Here is a 17,626-nt window from a genome sequence, read left to right as displayed (position 1 = left end):
CAGCGCCATCGACTGTTCGGGGCGGTTGGTGGCGACGGTTCCGGGCGCGGCGGCGCGGGTGCACACCCACGATGGCAAGCCATTGACCGGCCCACCCTCGCCTGGGCGGAGTACGAGGCTCGAGGCGGGCGGATACCGCACCGAGATCTCGAGGTTGCCGATCATTTGCGGTGACAGTCGTATACTCGCGGTATGGCGGATGAATCGTCCTCCACTGAATTCTCTGAGGCGCCGGTTCTTGTGGTGCAAACCAGAGAACGCGTCTATCGGTTACGTGCCGGGGGCGCATACAAAGTCGGTCGCGATCCGACATCCGACATCGTTGTGACCGATCCGCGCGCATCTTCGTTGCACGCCGTTTTGGAGCGGGGTGCCGACGGTTGGGAAATCGAGGACGCCGGTAGCCTCAACGGCACCTTCTTCGCGGGTCGTCGCGTCGAGCGGATGGTGATCGACCGCGACGAGACATTCCAGCTCGGACACGCTGTGGATGGCGAGCAGCTTGGCTGCTCGGTGGAAGCACCACCCGGCCACGCGTCCGGTGGCGATATCGGGGGAGACACGATAATCGTCCCCGATCCCGGCTACAAACTCGACGATGAAGCAACGGTCAAGTTCGACCCGGGCCGGCCCCGGCGAGTTTCTCGGTCTTCACCTCCGGCGGCCCACCCCAGCGCGGTCGTCCGCATCACCTCGTCCACGCTTCGGATCGGACGCGCGGCCGACAACGACGTTGTAGTGCCCGATCTGATGGTCTCCCGCCATCACGCGGAGCTGCACATGGACGGCGACGGCAGGTACCGGATCGTCGACCTCGACAGCCACAACGGCACCTACATCAACGGTTCCCGGGTGGACGCCGCGGATCTCTCCGAATCGGACTTGATCGGCATGGGGCACACCACGTTCCGGCTGGTCGGCGACGAGCTGCGGGAGTTCGTCGACACCGGTGACGTGTCGGTCTCGGTGCAGAACATCACCGTGCGGACACCGGAAGGCAAGGTGCTCCTCGACCGGGTGGGGTTCCCCATTTCGCAGCGCTCGCTCGTCGGGGTCATCGGGCCCAGCGGGGCGGGCAAGTCGACGCTGCTCGGCGCGGTCACCGGGTTGCGGCCGGCGACGGAGGGGACGGTCCGCTACGACGGACGCGACCTGTACACCAATTACGACGAGCTTCGTCACCGGATCGGGCTGGTCCCGCAGGAGGACATCCTGCACAACCAGCTTCCGACGCGGCGTGCGCTGCTCTACGCGGCAGAGCTGCGCTTCCCTGGTGACACGCGCAGCGAGGAGCGCGAGCAGCGGGTCGACGAGGTGCTCGACGAGCTCGGCTTGACGCGGCACGCCGATACCCGTATCGACAAGCTCTCGGGTGGGCAGCGCAAACGGGTGAGCGTCGCAGTGGAGTTGCTCACCAAACCGTCGCTGTTGTTTCTCGACGAACCGACCTCCGGCCTCGACCCGGGCCTGGACAAAACGGTCATGGAAATGCTGTCGGAACTGGCGCACGACGGGCGGACCGTCATCGTCGTCACGCACAGCGTGGCCAATCTCGATTCCTGCGACCGCCTGCTGGTCCTGGTGCCCGGCGGTCGGCTGGCTTATTACGGGCCGCCCGAAGAGGGGCTACAGCAATTCGCGCAGCGCACCTGGGCCGAGGTGTTCCAGGCGTTCGATCGCGATGATGACCGTGACTGGGCCGGTGAGTTCCGGATGTCGCCACGCTTCGAGAACTACGTGGCGGTCGGCCTGACCGACGATGTCGGCCCAGCGGAAGTGCGCCCACCGGCACCGCCGCCCGCCCAGCAGTCCAAGCTTGCCCAGCTCAGCACCTTGTGCCGGCGGTATCTGGCGGTGATTGCCTCGGACCGAAGTTATCTGGCGCTCCTGGGCGTGATGCCCCTGCTTCTCGGTGGCTTGATCGCTGCAGTGCCCGCGGGCGAGGGATTCGCCGGGCCGCCGGGATCCAACGTCGATGCCCCGACCAAGCTCATGGTTTTGGCATTCGCGGCATGCTTCGTCGGCACCGGCAACTCGATTCGTGAGATCGTCAAGGAACAGACGATCTACCGCAGAGAACGCGCGGCAGGCCTGTCAGCGGGGGTCTACCTGATGTCGAAACTGCTGGTCCTGGGAGTGATAACCACCCTCCAGGCGGCAGTGTTGGTCGTGATCGGCACCATCGGCGTGGATATGCCGCCGAAGGGGATTTTCACCAAGGTCGAGCTGGAGCTCATTCTCGTGATGGCGCTGCTCGGTATCGCATCACTGGCATTGGGCCTGCTCGTGTCGGTGTCGGTGAACACCTCGGAGAAGACACTGCCGCTGCTGATTGTGCTGTCGATGGCACAACTGGTGCTCACGGGCGGGATGGTGCGGCTCCCCGGCACACCCGTCCTGGAGCAACTGTCCTACCTGTCGCCGTCACGTTGGGGGTTCGGCGCGGCGGCCGCCACCCTCGACCTCGACACCCTCACACCGCACACGGGCGGACCTGACCCGCTGTGGGAACACACCCTCGGCACGTGGCTGGTCGACATGGGAGCCGTCGCCGGCCTAGGGGTCATCTTCCTCGCGCTGGCCTGGTACCGCCTGTTCCAGCTGCGTCCACGGCGCCGCGGTGCCCGCCGCTCGAGGCTTTGACGCCGCGCGATGTGGAAGCGACGGCGTCGGCCGGCTGGTTTCCGCAGGTCAACGGCGCTCAGGTGAGGGCATGAAGCAATCGTTGGACTACCCGGCGAGGCGGTGGACGCGGTGATGGGTGATCCGTAGGCCGAGGCGAAACGCCCAGCCCACCGGAGAACTAGGTGGATCACCCTGGATGGGGTGATCCACCGTCGGTTCAGTAAGCGCGGGAGAAGATCACCCGCTTGCCGTAGACGGCCGGTGCCTCACAGCGCACGCAACGGCCGGTCTGCGGCGGCCCATCCAGCGGGACACATCGCGGCGTCGCCGAGGTCACCGTCTTGATGTCGTCCTCACAACCCGGCTGCCCGCAGTGCAGCGCTCGGACCCATCCCGATGCGACACCGGATTCGAACGCCGCCCAGTCCTCCACGTCAGAGGTGTGCGTATCGCGGAACTCGGCTGCCCGCGCCAGCAGGAACATCTGGAACTCTTCGAGAATGCCTGGCATGAGCTGCGGCAATGTATCCAACCGCACCGACTGCTTACCCTGATCGCCCAAGCGGCGCACCAGCACGGCAGTCCCGGCCGCCAGATCACGGGGCCCCAACTCGACTCGGACCGGGACACCCTTGAGTTCCCAGTCGTTGAATTTGAATCCCGGACTGAGCTGGTCGCGGTCATCGACGTGCACCCGCACTCCGGCCCCGCGCAGCCCCTCGGCCAGCGTCTGTGCCGCGGCTACCACGTCCGCGCCGGCACCGCGGGTGATCGGTACGATCACCACCTGATAGGGCGCCAGCCGAGGTGGCAGCACCAGGCCCCGATCATCGCCGTGAGTCATCACGATCCCGCCGAGCATTCGGGTGCTCATGCCCCAGGACGTGGTGTGGCACAATGCTTCTCGCCCGTCAACGCCGGTATAGCGGATGCCGAACGCTGCCGCGAAGTTCGTGCCCATGTAGTGCGATGTACCGGCCTGCAAGGCTTTACCGTCGCGCATCATCGACTCGATCGTCATCGTCGAGACCGCGCCCGCGAACCGCTCACCGGGTGTCTTCTCGCCGGGCACTACCGGCATCGCCGCATAGTCGCGCGCCACCTGCTGATAAATGCCCAGTGCGAGCAGCATCTCCTCGCGCGCTTGCTGCTCATCGGCGTGCGCGGTGTGGCCTTCCTGCCACAGGAACTCGGTGGTGCGCAAGAACATTCGCGGCCTCATCTCCCAACGGACGACGTTGGCCCACTGGTTCAGGAGTAGGGGCAGGTCCCGATGCGAGGAGATCCACTTGGCCATCATCTCCCCGATGATGGTTTCCGACGTCGGCCGTACGACCAGAGGTTCCTCGAGCTCCTTGCCTTCCGCGTGGGTAACCACGGCCAATTCGGGTGCGAACCCGTCGACGTGGTCAGCCTCGCGCTCGAGGTAGCTCTGCGGAATCAGCAGTGGAAAGTACGCATTCTCGTGCCCACTCGCCTTGATCCGCTCATCGAGTTCGGCTTGTAGTAACTCCCACACGCGATAGCCATACGGTCGGATAACCATCGTGCCCTTGGCTGGACCCCGGTCGACGAGGCCGGCCTTCAGAACCAGCTCGTTGTACCAGGAAGCGAAATCCTCACTCTGGGCGGTCACACCGCGCTCATCGCGTGCCATGCGACAAGGCTAGTGTCCCGCATATGGCGCGGTGCAGTCGCTCGATCACCTCTCGGTCGGTGTTCGAAGACGCTCACGTCTGCGGGCTCGGTCTCGAGCGCCTCGCGGTTGAATTTCAGTAGGCGGAGGAAGAACAGCCCGCCTCCGAGGAGTAAGCCGACCACGATCATGACGGGGGACACGTGGCGTGTACAGGGCCGGTACGCGGCGACCTCGGCAAGACGGTGAGCGATTGCCGGCAGTTCGCCCTGTCGATCAGGCACTGGGTATGAGCTCGCCGGTCACAGCGGGACCGGCCGGTACGGTCTCTAGCATGAGCAAGGCGATGTGGGAGCTGTCCCATCCGATCTCGGATGGCATGCTCACCTATCCGAGCCTGCCCGGACCGCGAGTAACCACCGATATTTCGCGCGAGCAGTCGCCGCTGATCGACATGACCTATGACATCGCGCGCGTGGATATGGTCGGCAAAACCGGGACCTATATCGACGCGCCCTTCCATTTCCACGCCGATGGTGCCGATATCGCCGAGCTGCCGCTGGAGCGGCTGTTCAATGTGCCGATCGTGATGATCCGCGTGGCGGGGGTCCGCGTGGTGGGACCGGATGTGCTCGGCGACCCGGCGCGGCTGTGGGGCAAAGCGGTGCTCGTCCACACCGGGTGGTCGGCTCGGTGGGGTTCGTCCGAATACCGGGGCCCTGGGCATCCGTTCCTGGTCGGCGAAGTCGCGGATGCGTTGGTCGCCGCCAATGTGGCGCTGGTCGGAATCGACTCGCTCGACGTCGACGACACGTCCCTGCCGACGCGGCCGTGCCACCACACTCTGCTCGCTGCGGGAATCCCGATCATCGAGCATTTGACGAATCTGGACGCGGTTCCCGACACCGGTGCCAGGCTGGTCGCACTGCCTGCGCCAGTGCGCGGGATGGGCTCGTTTCCGCTGCGGGCTGTCGCGTGGACAGATGCCGGCGGCGTCGTCAGCTGATCAGTATTGCGACCCGAGCTGGGACGCGGCCTACCGTCTGCCGACGGACCGCATTCCTTCGAACCGGCCCGCTACGAAGTGATGTCCCGCGAAGCCGAACCCCCCGGATTTCGACGCTGCGCTTACCCACTGTTCCAGGCCATCTCGGCGCGACGTATCCGCGGTGTTGCTCTGAAAAGCTCGGCGACAGTGCTACCGGCCCGGGACCGCATGGGAGGCGAAGCGTCGTTTTTCGACATATTCGGCTCGCGATTCAGTGTGTCGCTGTAAGTTTGCCAGCGGTAACGCTTGAATTCAGCCTGGCTGATCGACGAATGCCACGCACAACCCTTGGAGGTCAAGGTCTTGACTCGTCCGTTTCTTCCTTCCCTTGGCAGTAAGCGCAGCGGTTGGGCCCATGTCTTCGGTGTAGTCGGCGGCGTGGCACTCGCGCTGCTGCTGACGACAACGGCAACCGCGGGACCGATATATCCGCAACCCGATCCGGACCCGTTCTACGCCGCCCCGGCGGATCTGGAAGCGCACAGACCCGGTGACGTGCTCGACGTGCGGGGAATGCCGCCGCTACCCCTATTCCCCGGTGCCACCGTCTCACTGGTCAAGTTCCGGTCCACGGACACGCACGGTGCGCCCATCGCGGCGACCACCACGATCCTTACCCCCGTCGGGCACCGGCCCGACGCGCCGTTGCTGTCGTATCAGCATTTCATCAATTCGCTCGGTACCGGCTGCGCGATATCGCACACGCTGTACAACAGCGATCTGAATCTGACGGCGACGACGCCGATGTTGAATGCGGTGCTGCAGCGAGGTTGGAGTGTCGCGCTGCCGGATCATCTCGGACCGCAGTTCGCTCTCGGAGCCGGGCGTTTGGGTGGCCAAATCGTACTGGACGGCATCCGGGCGGTGAAGCGGCTGCCCGAGCTCGCCGTGCAGCACAGCCCAGCGGTGATGGCCGGCTACTCCGGTGGTGGCCTGGCCACTGCATGGGCGGCAGCGCTGCAGCCGTCATATGCAACTGAGCTGCAGCTCGTGGGCGCGGCCATCGGCGGCTACCCGGCGAACTTGGTGACGATGGCGCAGGCGCTGGGCTTCGAGCCGCACCCGGCCTTCGGGCTGGCCATGGCAACGGCAATCGGCCTGGAACGGGAGTACCCGGACCGTCTGCCGACCAGCGCGTATCTCAACCCGCGTGGCCTCGCGCTCCGTGACGCCATGGCCAACAGCTGCACCAACAATATCCTCGCCATCGGCGCCAACGGCAGCGCTCGTGAGTACGTCACCAGCACCTCGGTCTTCGACAGTCCCGAGGCCCGGTCGGTGGTGGAGGAGAACAGTCTGGATCTCTACGCCGGGGTGCCGGAAATACCGATGTTCGAATGGCATTCGCCGAGCGATCCGCTGATTCCGGTCGACGCCGTCAACAACACCGATCGCCGCTGGTGCGCGGCCGGGGTGCAGTTGCAGACGATGCTGGTGTCCGCGCCCGAACATTTGTCCGCGGCGGCACAGGGCGCCCCTGCGGTAATGCAGTGGCTCGACGGCCGGGTTCGCGGCGAGCCCGCGCCCGTCGTTTGTTGAGATCGACGGGCCTGGTCGCTGGTAGTGGCTCGGTGCGAGGTGGCAACGGTCAACCATCGCACCGAGCTGGCGCCACTCCGAGTAGACGCAAGCGAGCGAGGCCGGTGGCAGTCCCGTGGGGCGGCGACCCGACCGGCAAATGATCACGAGATAGGTGCCTCAACCAAGGTCGGTCGGACGCGACAGGCGTGTAGCCCTCTCTGGGTGTCTGCTGTCGACCTTATGGATGGACCTGATCTTCGATGTCCAGGTGCGGGGGCGTCGGGGAGAGCTAACCGAACCTGTGCTCGCGTCCATCGCTGAGTACTATCGCGGGCGATAACGACCTCAAAAGCCGATGAGTCTGCTGATCGCAGGGGTCATGCTTATTCTGTTGTGCGCGTTGGGTATTCAAGGCTTTCGCGGCGACGATCCGGATTGGCTGCGGATCTTGTCGGCGCTACTCGCGGGTGGCCCGATCCTCTTGGCGCTCACCCGAGTTGTGCCCAACGCGGTGCGACTCGGCAGGCGCTGCGATACATGCGCGGAACAGACGCGCCTGTCCCGGTCCATCTTTCGGGATCATGTCCTGTGCTTCGCGCACGTGCTCACCTTCCTGGTGCTGTGGGTCATCCGTTCGACTGGCGCGTTCGGATAACAAGCGTTCAGCGAAAGATCAATGTCGGTGTGCAGGGGCTGGATACGGTCGCTTGGACGTCCTCGTCGGACGTTGCGGAGAAGGCGCAGTTTATCGGTGGGTGTCCCGCGTCGCGAAAGTCCGGTGAATGGAGGTCGATTCAGCGCTCGGATAGTGCGGCAGACGGCTTCCCCTCGGCGATCAACATGCCGTCCCGCAGGAGCAGACAATGGTGGGCGCGCATCGCCTCGTCCCTATCATGGGTGGCCTGCACTACGGTGACGCCGTGGCTGCTGACCTCGCCGATTGCGCGGGAGATCTCTTGCTGTGCTGCCGAATCCAGTCCGGCGGCGGGTTCGTCGAGTAGGAGAAGCGACGTTTCCTGGGCGAGTGCTTGAGCGACCAGGGTTCGCTGGCGTTGTCCGCCGGACAGGGTGTCCAGGCGGCGGGTCGCGAGGTCGGTGATATCCAGTCGTTCCATGCAGGCGTGCACCATGTTGCGGTCCTGCCGGGACAGCCACCGCCATGGACCGCGGTGCGCCCAGCGCCCCATGGCGACGGTCTCGCGGACGGTGAGCGGCAGTGTTGCGGGGATCGCGGTGTGCTGCACGACGAATGCGGGCCGCTCCGTCGATCGTCGCCACACGGTCCCTGTTCGTGGCGTGATGACGCCCGCGATGACGCCGAGCAGCGTGGATTTTCCCGACCCGTTGGGCCCGACTACGGCGGTGACGCGGCCGCACGGGATGGCGGTAGTCAGGTCGTGGAGGACCGGGCCGCCGGAATAGCCGGCGGATAGTCCGCTGATGCGCAGCGCGGCCGGGACGGGAGTGTGGGACATGTCACCTCGTTTGTAATGATAATCGTTTTCATCATATCGTGGCCGACCATGGATTGGCTATTCGCCCCGTTCGAGGTGGCTTTCGTGCAACGGGCATTGTGGGGCGGCCTGCTCGTCTCCTGTATCTGTGCGCTGGCCGGAACTTGGGTCGTAGTGCGCGGCATGGCATTTCTCGGTGACGCGATGGCGCACGGCATGCTGCCCGGAGTCGCCGTGGCGTCGCTACTGGGCGGCAATCTGGTCCTCGGTGCCGCGATCAGTTGTGCGGCGATGGCATTCGGTGTCTCGGCAGTCGGACGCAATCGACGGCTGTCCGCCGACACTGGGATCGGGCTGCTGTTCGTGGGCATGCTCGCCTCAGGGGTGATCATCGTTTCCCGCTCACAGTCGTTCGCCGTAGATCTCACCGGGTTTTTGTTCGGTGATGTGCTGGCCGTGCGTGAGCGAGATCTGTGGTATCTGGCTGTCGCGCTGATCGTTGCGGTGGCGGTCGCGATGCTCGGCCATCGCGGTTTCGTGGCGCTTACCTTCGACCCGCGCAAGGCGCACACACTCGGTCTGCGCCCGCGACTCGCGCAGGTTGCGTTGGTTGGTCTGGTGACGCTGGCGATCGTCGCGTCGTTCCATATCGTCGGCACTCTGCTGGTCTTCGGGCTGCTGATCGCCCCGCCCGCGGCCGCGACATATTGGGCGGATCGTATTCCGGCGGTCATGTTCGTTGCGGCATTGCTCGGCGCGTTGTCCACCGTTGTCGGACTGATCATTTCGTGGCATGCCGGAACCGCGGGCGGTGCGACGATCGCGACGGTCGCTGTGGGGGTGTTCTTCTTCTCGGCGCTGGCTGCGGGACTGCGTGATCGGCTGCGCGGCAGGGGTGTTCGCTATGCCGCCTTGGCGGCAGGTGCGGTCGCTTCGGTGCCACTGGCAGGGTGCGGTATCGGCGCCGAGAGTCGGCAGCCGGCGGAAACGCCGCATGGTTACGTGGCGGGAGCCGAGGAGACTGCGGATGCGCAGTCGCGTCTGATCCTGGCCGACGAGCGAACCGGCGCCATCGAGGTGCTCGACCTGATCACCGGGCAGGTCGTCGAGGTCGGTCGGGCCGAGGGCGCGCGTGGGATTGCGGGCGACGGGCGGTTCGCCTTTGTCGGCTCGGCGGATTCGGCACATGTCGTGGACAGCGGTGGATGGACGGTCGACCACAGCGATCACGTCCACTACTACCGCGCGTCGGCCCGCGGTATCGGCGCCATCGTGGGCGGCCGGGTGGCAGGTGTGCTCAGCGACGGTGCCGTGGTCGCGGTGGCGTTCGAGAGCGGTCCCACACTCCTGCTCGACCGGCTTGCCCTGGAGCGCGGGACGGTCTCCGAACGGGGCCGGATCGCCGACGGTAGCGTGGTGCCCTACGCCGAACATCTGCTGGTCGCGGTCCCGAGTGGGCGAGTCGAGGTTCGCGCCCGCGACGGCGCGCAGGTGACGGCCGTCGCAGAGCCCTGCATCAACCCGCACGGTCGGGCGGTGACCCGTCGCGGCGTCGTCTTCGGTTGTGCTGATGGGGCTTTGGTGGTGACCCGCCAAGACGGAGTGTTCACCGGCGCGAAGATCGGTTACCCGCGAGACGTGGTCGAAGCAGATCGTGCGATGGAGTTCACTCACCGTCCTGGCAGCGCGACGCTTACCGCCAAGTCCGGGCAGCAGGGGATCTGGACGCTGGATGTCCGCAAGAAGATGTGGACGTTCGCGTCGGTCGGGTCGGTGCGGGCCGTGAACACGGCGGGGGAGGGATCGTCACTGCTGGTGCTGACGCGAGACGGAGTGCTGCGCAGCTTTGATCCCGAAAGTCATAGGGAGACAGCGCAAATCGCACTGTTGGAGCCGTTGGCCGACAACACCATACCGCCGGTGATCCGGGTCGATTCGAATCGCGCCTATGTCAACGACGCGGCTCGACGGAAGGTCTACGAGATCGCCTACAACGACAACCTACGCCTGGCACGCACATTCACCGTCGGTATCGACCCGACACTCATGGTGGAGACCGGCGAATGAAAACCGTGACGCGCATAGCCGCGGTCTTGGCGATGCTGCTGCCGGTGGTCGCCGCCTGCGCGACAACTAGCGGTGAGCGAGCCGGAATCGTGGTCACCACCAATATTCTCGGTGATCTGACGCGCGCAATCGTCGGTGACGCCGCCGAAGTCACGGTGTTGATGCCTGCCGATGCCGACCCGCACTCTTTCGCGATATCTGCCAAACAGTCGGCACTGCTCGACCGTGCCGCTCTGGTCGTGCACAACGGACTCGGCTTGGAGGAAGGGGTTATCCGCAACGTGGCGGCGGCCGAAAATGCCGGTGTCCCAACGGTCGCCGTCGCCGATCACCTCGACCCGCTCAGCTACGCCTCCGACGAATCAGCGAGCAGTGCCGATCCCCACTTCTGGACAGATCCGAAGCGGACGCGCAAGGCCGTCGAGGTGATCAGTGCCGAGATCATCGAGCATGTCGGCGGCATCGATGCCGCAGTCCTCCGGACCAGGACCGATCGCTACCTGGCCGAGATCGATCAGCTCGACCGTTGGATGACCGAGCGGTTCGCCACGATTCCGGTAGAGCGCCGCCAACTGGTGACCGATCACCACGTATTCGGATATCTGGCAGACCGTTTCGGCTTCCGGGTGGTGGGCGCGGTGATTCCCGGCGGGACGACGCTCGCGTCGCCGAGTTCGTCCGACCTCAAAGGCCTTGCCGACGCGATCCGAGCCGCCGGTGTCCCCGCGATCTTCGTCGGCTCATCGCAACCAGACCGGCTCGCCCGCGTCCTCGCCGAACAGGCAGGCGTGCATGTGCAGGTCATCGGGCTGTATACCGAATCGCTCACCGAACCCGGTGCGGGCGCCGGCGCCTACCTGGAAATGATGCGCATCAACACCGAGGCGATCGCGCGCGGGCTCACCGCGTGAATGTGGCATACCGCACGAGAACTGGAGTAGTAATGCATATTCGATCACGAGCAACGACATCAGCGGTCATATCCGGGCTCATCGCTTCGGTGGTCGTCCTCGGAGGCTGCGGCGCGGACGACTCGAAGAAGGTGTCCGCCTCGGGTGGCGAGCCGATCGCAGTGACCTATGACGGCGGGATCTATGTCCTGGACGCGGTGACCCTCGCGCAGACGGGCGAGGCGAAACTCGCGGGGTTCAACCGATTGAATCCGGCGGGGGATCATCGTCATCTGATCGTGTCGACCAAGGACGGCTTCCGGGTATTCGACGCGGTCGGCGCTCAGTTCACCGGCACCGATTTCCCCGCTGCCGAGCCGGGCCACGTCGTGCGGCACGCGGGGCGTACGGTTCTGTTTGCGGACGGCTCCGGCGAAGTCACCTCCTTCGACCCCGCGAAACTCGGTGGAGAGAAGCCGACGACGACCGTCTACCGTGCCGCCGCACCGCATCACGGCGTTGGTGTCGAACTAGCCAACGGTGAACTGGTGATCACGCTGGGCACCGAGGAGAAGCGCGTCGGCATCGCGGTGCTCGACAAGGACCGCAGGGAAATCGCCCGTAATGAGGACTGCCCCGGCGTGCACGGGGAAGCCGCCGCCGAAGACGAGGCAGTCGTGATCGGATGCCAGACAGGTGTTCTGGTCTACCGCGACGGTGTCATCACCAAGGTGACCAGCCCGACCCCATACGGCCGTATCGGGAACGCCGCGGGCAGCGCTGTCTCTTCGATCGTGCTCGGTGACTACAAGCACGACAAGGACGCCGAACTCGAACGCCCACAGCAGATTTCACTCATCAACACGGCCACCGGCACACTCCGACTGGTCGATCTCGGCACCAGCTACACTTTCCGATCGCTGGCCCGCGGCCCGCAGGGCGAAGCGCTGGTACTCGGCACCGACGGTCGCATCCATGTGATCGATCCCGCAGCGGGCACCGTCACCCGCGCCATCCCGGTCATCGATGCCTGGCAGGAACCGCTGCAGTGGCAGCAGGCCCGCCCGGCGCTCTTCGCACGCGGCGGGACGGCTTATGTCTCCGACCCGGCCAGCAAGAAGGTCCACCGCATCGACCTTGCGACGGGCACCGTCGCAGCGAGCATCACCTTGGACGCCGCCCCGAATGAGCTCAGCGGCGTCACTGAGCACTGAGTCGAGCGTCGGCCACTGCTCGAACCGGGCATCGAGCGGCTTCCGACGAGCCGAGCAGCCCACCGCAGTCCTCTACTCGGCCTGACGCAGCCCGCCACCGAGCGGGAATGGTTGCGCTAACGCACGGTTCGCCAGCAACCGGTAAGCCTCGGCGACATAGCCGATCCGGGCATCGGAGTTCCCAGCTATGGGGGCGGACGCGGCGAATGTCGAAGTACGTTGAAAGGTTCTGCCTCACGCACCGAAGGATGGAATTCGTATGGAGGAGATCGGCCCCGCCGAGATCATCGATGCATTACGACCAGCGGTCGCCGATCTCGTCGAGCCCGGTTCGCCCACTGTCGAACATGTGCCGCCTCGGTGGCAGGCGATCGCGCGGGCCATGCGGCCGCAGGACCGCCGGGATCTCGCAGTCGCGCAATGGAATCTAGATTTTCTCAACGTGATGCCGAGGTTCAGTGCCCTACTGGGGGAGTGCCTCGTCGACGTTCGGGTGGCGCTGCTGCGCGGTGATTGGGTACTGCTCTACGTATTGCGCCGGGACTACCAGCCACCGGCTATCCGGATCGGTTGGGATCCGAGCACATTCGGTGCAGGCGAGCCGCCGTTCTTCGACTGTCTGCCGGAGCCGCTGCGCGCATTTCTGCACACCGTCCACGCTGGATTCACCGCCCCTGAAGGCGAGTCGTTCGGCCCGCTGCGCCCACGCGACATGGTTACCTACGCCGAGCTCGGCGTCGGCGACGCGGTGGTCCACAACTGGGATGGAGACATCGAGATCTCGCCGAGCCGGGTGGTCCTCGTCGCCGATGCCATCAGCAACATCCGCTACTGCGTGTCGCCGGACCTGCCTGCGGGCACGATCGGCTTCGCGCTCGGCGGCAATATCGATAGCCCGCAGCCCTTCGATTCGACCTTCGACGCCTTCATGAGCAAGGGGTTCGTGCTCAGTCGCGACAAGCTCCCGCACTTGGCCGAGATCACCGCTCATGATGGCCTACTTCCGATGTTGGAACCCGTGGCCAGGGCGGTCTCATGGAATCGCTCGCTGGACGAGTCGACCGCGCGCGAGCAGATTCGTGACTATCTCGCCGACCTGCTCGACGCTCTGCCGGGCGGGCCGACCCTACGTCCCCAGCACGGCATGGACGGCGAACTGATCCTGCCCTTCGACGATGAGGCCGGAAACGTCTATCAGGTCGACCGTCTCGATGCGCGCTACTGGCTCGCGGGTTTGCCTGCGGACACAACCGCCGCCTACCTCGAAATGGTGATAGTGGAATGGCGCAAGCGCGGTTGGAGTGTCCACACCACCGACGGCGACCACGGAATCATCGGCCATGCGCGTACTCCTGATTGGTACGAGTTCACCGTGTCCGATCAAGGTGTCGGCGCACTGTGTATCACTGCGGCCTCACCAGGTTTCCATCGGCCGCCGTGGGCTTGAGTTGCGACGGTAGTCGGTTGGTGGATGCGGCCGAGTCCACGATTCGGCCAGTCGACATCGAGGAACAGCAGCGGGCGCTCTTCGCAAGTGGCCATGGGCACACGCTGGCGGTCGATGTCGGCCACGTCGGGCCGCTGCGCTTTCCTCTCGGTCCCTGCCTCGGCAACACCCCGGCCGGGAACACCGATCGGAATAGGGGAACTGCGTGCGTCAGTGGTGTTTCGGTGGTTCCACGTCACGCAATACCCGAGTGATCAGGCGGATCGGTTCCGCACACGAGTCGTATCGCGCGTTCGGATCCTTCGCCAATGCCTTGTTCAATATCGAGTCGACGGCGTGCGGGATCCACCGGCGTCGCCACGACACGTCGGGGGGAATGCCCCACAGATGCGCATCGGCGATCGCGAACTGAGTCGGTAGTGGGAAGGGCGGGCGGCCGGTGAAGAACTCGACCATTGCACAGGCCAGCGAATATTGATCTGTCGCGGGGGAGACCGGCTTGCCGCGCAGCACCTCCGGTGCTGCGTACGGGAGTGATACGGGCACCAGCCCATCGGGTCCGGCGAGCGGCGAACTGTCACTGAGCCGGTGCGCGATCCCGAAATCGGTCAACACCGCCTCCGTGCCCTGCGGGCCGATGAGCATATTGTGCGGTTTGACGTCGAGATGCACCACGTTGTGCTGATGGATGTAGTCCAATCCCGCGGCGATGCCGGCCAGCGCCGGGAGCATTCGTGCCAGATCGATCTCTTCATGTCGCCGCGGAAGCAGGCCGGAACCGGGTTCGCCTTCGCGATAGGTGTAGGTCATCCACGGTTGATCCTGGAACTCTCCATACTCGAGCATCTCCACGACATTGGGGTGACGCAGTGTGCCGGCGATATCGAACTCATAGCGGAATTGCTTTCGTGCGCTGGATAAGTCGGTCGCCGGGTGGTCGAGGATCTTCAGCACCGCCCGACCCGAGCGCGCCGGATCGTCGACGAGATACACATCGCTGCTGCCGCCCCTGCCGAGCGGCGCGCGAACGATATAGCCCGCGAACTGGGCACCTGGCTGAAGCGACACCGTCACAGCCTAGAACGGACTGGCGGAATTGCACGGCCGACGGTCTGCGTGGCGGTCGGTTGACCACCTGGGAGCACGCGGATCTAGTACACGTGGGCCGACTGCGCGTTCGACCCGGGTGGCAGGGGGATGCGATCGGTGACCATTCGGATGTCGAGGTTTGCGATATGGCCGGAAGCATCGAATTCGATGTCACCTTCGACACCGTGGCCGCTGAATGCGAGCAAGACGTAGTCGTCGAGGAATGCGGTGCGCAGGCCGCGTCGGGTCAGGTAGCTGTGTGCGGCGCGTCGATGATCTGTCAGCGGCAGTGCGCGAACGCCGTGTGCCATGACGCGCGCGAGGCCGGACGCGGTGGGTGGTGGCAACAGGAACGCCGGATGGTCGACCAGAAACGCGACGTAGGTGCCGTCGGTGACGCCGCAGTAGGAACTCCAGCGTCCGCAGACGATCTTCGCGGCGTCCGCCAGGAGAGTGGCCACCTGGTGGGGCTCCGGTGCCGCGCCCGCGAGGGCGATCGGCATTTCCGCCGCACACAATTCGGCGACTCCGTACTGGAAGCCGAACTCGCGCACTGTCCTCGCCGCCTCGATCAGTGACGGCGGATAGCCCCAGGGATTTGCCCATCCCCACAACCACGTCTCGGCGTCGGCGGTGCCGAGCAGGTGGACGTCGGTGCATTCGAATGACTGATGCTCGCCGATGAATTCGAGTCGACGTCCCTCGAGATCGGCTTGCCAGACATGTGTGCCGAGCACATCTTCGAGGTGGATCCGGTGCTCGAGCGACAGCAGCCCCGCATCGTCGAGGAGCCTCGTCAGTGGCACAGATTCGGGCATTCGCAACAGCGTAGTCAACGCGAGTCCCGGTCTCCGGTACCGACCGGGTTGGTGCGCCAGGTCGGGTGCCGCGTCGATGTATCGCACCGAGCGGTGCGCGACCGATGCGGCCGGGGGATCAGTGCTGAGCGAGCGGTCCTGATATGCACGCTGGTGCGGTCATCCGGTGATGACCGCACCAGTGGCGTCGGCGTGGTCAGGACAGCGGTGCCGCGTCGGTTCCGTTGGCGCGCTTGGCCTGGATCTGGTTGTACTTGTCGACGGCAACGGCGATGCCGACCGGCACACCGACTGCGACGCTACCGACCATGCCGCCGAAAGCGGCGGTGGTACCTGCGCCTGCCAAGCAGCCGCCGATCATGGCAGGCACGGTCAGTACAGCCGCCGACATGACGGTGGCCATGCTGCCGAGGGTGACCGCGCCGATCGGGCAGCCGACGACCATGCCCGCGAAAGCGCCTGCGGTGCCACCGATGCCGGCTGCGAGCCCGGTGTACGGTCCTGCCTGGTGCCATGCCTGATGCATGTCGGCGAGGAGGTCGCCTTGACCGGTCGCGATGGGCGCGGCCGGTATCGTCACCGATTCGGCCGGACTGCCCGCCGCGGTGTCCAACGGCGTGCCGAGAATCGGCCGCTGGGCTGCATCCTGCACCGCGACTTGACCGTCGCGCATCGTGACCGACCCGATCGGTGTGTCGAGGACGGACGAATTGTCCGACGCCGCTCCGGTGAATTCGACACCGGGCATGACTTCGACGGAGACCGTGTGGGCGTCGGAAGCCTGCGCCGGATCGGCGCCTGCGGTGCCCGCCGCGATCGCAACGGCCACGGCGGTCAGTGCGGTGACGGTGGCTGCCCGAGTGGGGTATTTCATGAGAATGCTCGCTTCCAGCTGTGGTGCGGAGGCCATACCGCCCTCGGCGGCAGGCCGAGGACTAAGGAGCGGGTGTATCGATCGGTGCGGCGACGAACCCTTTGGCATGCAGCGCGTTGTACTGCTCGTTCGCGGTGGCGGCGAGTGCGGGCAGACCGGTGATCGCGGCGCCGATGGTGCCGCCGAGGCCACCCAGGGTGAGGCCGCCGAGGATACAACCGCCGACCACGCCGATCGGGGTCAGCACGCCGGCCGTGGTGAGCACGGTCAGGGTGCCTCCGGTTACCGCGCCGAGCGGGCAGCCGACGACGACGCCCGCGACCGTGCCGATCATGCGACCATCTGCGCTGGCGTGATTGAACGCCTCGGTGACCGTCTCGACCGCCTTGTCGATTTCCGCATTCCGATCCACACCGCCGGTGTTCGGCGTCATATGCTCTGTACCGTGCACGGTGGCAAGGACATCGGTGTTCTCGTTGCTGAAGGAGGGCGCTGCCACCGGTGCGGGAGGCTCGGCGGGTGCGGCCGCTGCCATACCGGCGGTGACGCCCGTCGCGGCGATTGCCAATACGGCAATCGCGGCTGCTCGGGAGACAGTGTTCACAGTTTCTCGTTTCTCGTACTCGGGTTCCTCGGTCCGGTTCGACCGAGAGGTGTGCGACAGCGTGCGGTGCCATCGATGGGTACTGGGTTCGGTTCGACCAGTGCACGTTCGGTCAGGGTTCGAAGTGCGTTTTATGGGTCGGCCGCATCAACGAGAAAGTTCCGACGAGTGGTGTGATTGCGTAAGTCGATGCGAAACACCCTCTGCCGCAGTGGTATCCGCGGCCTTCACGGACAGGCCCGAATAGCCTGCCTTCCAGGCAATTCCAGTTGAGGGGTGCGCTGTTCGGCGACGACCCGGTGCCGGGTTACGAGAGGCGAGTTGTGGGCTACGCCACTG

General features: G+C 65.5%; 14 protein-coding genes. 8 read left to right on the top strand and 6 right to left on the bottom strand.

Translation table 11 applies throughout. The annotated features are described in order from the left end of the window. Positions 1-192: 192 nt before the first annotated feature. Complete coding sequence (locus AB0M74_RS00950) at positions 193-2,643, top strand: FHA domain-containing protein (RefSeq protein WP_364900186.1); 2,451 nt, start codon at positions 193-195, stop codon at positions 2,641-2,643. A gap of 199 nt (positions 2,644-2,842) precedes the next feature. Here AB0M74_RS00950 and proS read toward each other — a convergent pair whose 3' ends face one another. Then, positions 2,843-4,282 carry a proline--tRNA ligase gene (proS, locus tag AB0M74_RS00945; protein WP_364900184.1) on the bottom strand — a complete coding sequence of 480 codons (1,440 nt, stop codon included), beginning with the start codon at positions 4,280-4,282 and terminating at the stop codon, positions 2,843-2,845. A gap of 313 nt (positions 4,283-4,595) precedes the next feature. Between proS and AB0M74_RS00940 the strand changes: the two genes are divergently transcribed. The 3 genes from AB0M74_RS00940 (at position 4,596) to AB0M74_RS00930 (ending at position 7,485) form a co-directional block, all read left to right on the top strand. Further along, entirely contained in the window at positions 4,596-5,267 is a 672-nt protein-coding gene (locus AB0M74_RS00940) for a cyclase family protein (RefSeq protein ID WP_364900182.1), read from the top strand. 345 nt (positions 5,268-5,612) lie between these two features. Then, positions 5,613-6,848 (top strand): lipase family protein, encoded by a 1,236-nt coding sequence (locus AB0M74_RS00935; RefSeq protein ID WP_364900181.1) that lies wholly within the window; start codon positions 5,613-5,615, stop codon positions 6,846-6,848. Positions 6,849-7,185: 337 nt separating this feature from the next. Continuing rightward, positions 7,186-7,485, top strand: a complete 300-nt coding sequence (locus tag AB0M74_RS00930) for a hypothetical protein (protein ID WP_364900179.1) — start codon at positions 7,186-7,188, stop codon at positions 7,483-7,485. A 139-nt stretch (positions 7,486-7,624) separates the two neighbouring features. On the opposite strand, the gene aztA is transcribed toward AB0M74_RS00930, so the two are convergent. Beyond that, on the bottom strand, positions 7,625-8,305 hold the full coding sequence (gene aztA / locus AB0M74_RS00925; RefSeq protein WP_364900177.1) for a zinc ABC transporter ATP-binding protein AztA: 681 nt from the start codon (positions 8,303-8,305) through the stop codon (positions 7,625-7,627). Between the two features lie 48 nt (positions 8,306-8,353). Between aztA and aztB the strand changes: the two genes are divergently transcribed. The 4 genes from aztB to AB0M74_RS00905 all read left to right on the top strand — a co-directional run bounded on the left by aztB (position 8,354) and on the right by AB0M74_RS00905 (position 13,902). Next, positions 8,354-10,351: a zinc ABC transporter permease AztB gene (gene aztB, locus AB0M74_RS00920; protein WP_364900175.1), complete on the top strand. Its 1,998-nt coding sequence runs from the start codon at positions 8,354-8,356 to the stop codon at positions 10,349-10,351. Next, positions 10,348-11,262 (top strand): zinc ABC transporter substrate-binding protein AztC, encoded by a 915-nt coding sequence (aztC, locus tag AB0M74_RS00915; RefSeq protein ID WP_364900173.1) that lies wholly within the window; start codon positions 10,348-10,350, stop codon positions 11,260-11,262. The genes aztB and aztC overlap by 4 nt, the downstream gene beginning before the upstream one ends. 32 nt (positions 11,263-11,294) lie before the next feature. Next, positions 11,295-12,455 carry a zinc metallochaperone AztD gene (aztD, locus tag AB0M74_RS00910; RefSeq protein WP_364900172.1) on the top strand — a complete coding sequence of 387 codons (1,161 nt, stop codon included), beginning with the start codon at positions 11,295-11,297 and terminating at the stop codon, positions 12,453-12,455. 259 nt (positions 12,456-12,714) lie between these two features. After that, the gene (locus tag AB0M74_RS00905; RefSeq protein WP_364900171.1) at positions 12,715-13,902 is read left to right on the top strand and encodes a hypothetical protein; all 1,188 of its coding nucleotides are present in this window, start codon (positions 12,715-12,717) and stop codon (positions 13,900-13,902) included. Positions 13,903-14,112: 210 nt separating this feature from the next. Here the strand turns inward: AB0M74_RS00905 and AB0M74_RS00900 are convergent, their stop codons facing one another. The 4 genes from AB0M74_RS00900 to AB0M74_RS00885 all read right to left on the bottom strand — a co-directional run bounded on the left by AB0M74_RS00900 (position 14,113) and on the right by AB0M74_RS00885 (position 17,287). Next, entirely contained in the window at positions 14,113-14,970 is an 858-nt protein-coding gene (locus AB0M74_RS00900) for a serine/threonine-protein kinase (protein WP_364900169.1), read from the bottom strand. A gap of 83 nt (positions 14,971-15,053) precedes the next feature. Then, the gene (locus tag AB0M74_RS00895; RefSeq protein ID WP_364900167.1) at positions 15,054-15,809 is read right to left on the bottom strand and encodes a DUF6882 domain-containing protein; all 756 of its coding nucleotides are present in this window, start codon (positions 15,807-15,809) and stop codon (positions 15,054-15,056) included. A gap of 196 nt (positions 15,810-16,005) precedes the next feature. Continuing rightward, positions 16,006-16,683, bottom strand: a complete 678-nt coding sequence (locus AB0M74_RS00890) for a hypothetical protein (RefSeq protein ID WP_364900165.1) — start codon at positions 16,681-16,683, stop codon at positions 16,006-16,008. 61 nt (positions 16,684-16,744) lie between these two features. Next, on the bottom strand, positions 16,745-17,287 hold the full coding sequence (locus AB0M74_RS00885; protein ID WP_364900163.1) for a hypothetical protein: 543 nt from the start codon (positions 17,285-17,287) through the stop codon (positions 16,745-16,747). Between the last annotated feature and the right edge of the window lie 339 nt (positions 17,288-17,626).

This window comes from Nocardia sp. NPDC051463 (assembly GCF_040681975.1).
Taxonomy (GTDB): Bacteria; Actinomycetota; Actinomycetes; order Mycobacteriales; family Mycobacteriaceae; genus Nocardia.
This window is presented reverse-complemented; position numbering and strand designations above follow the sequence as displayed.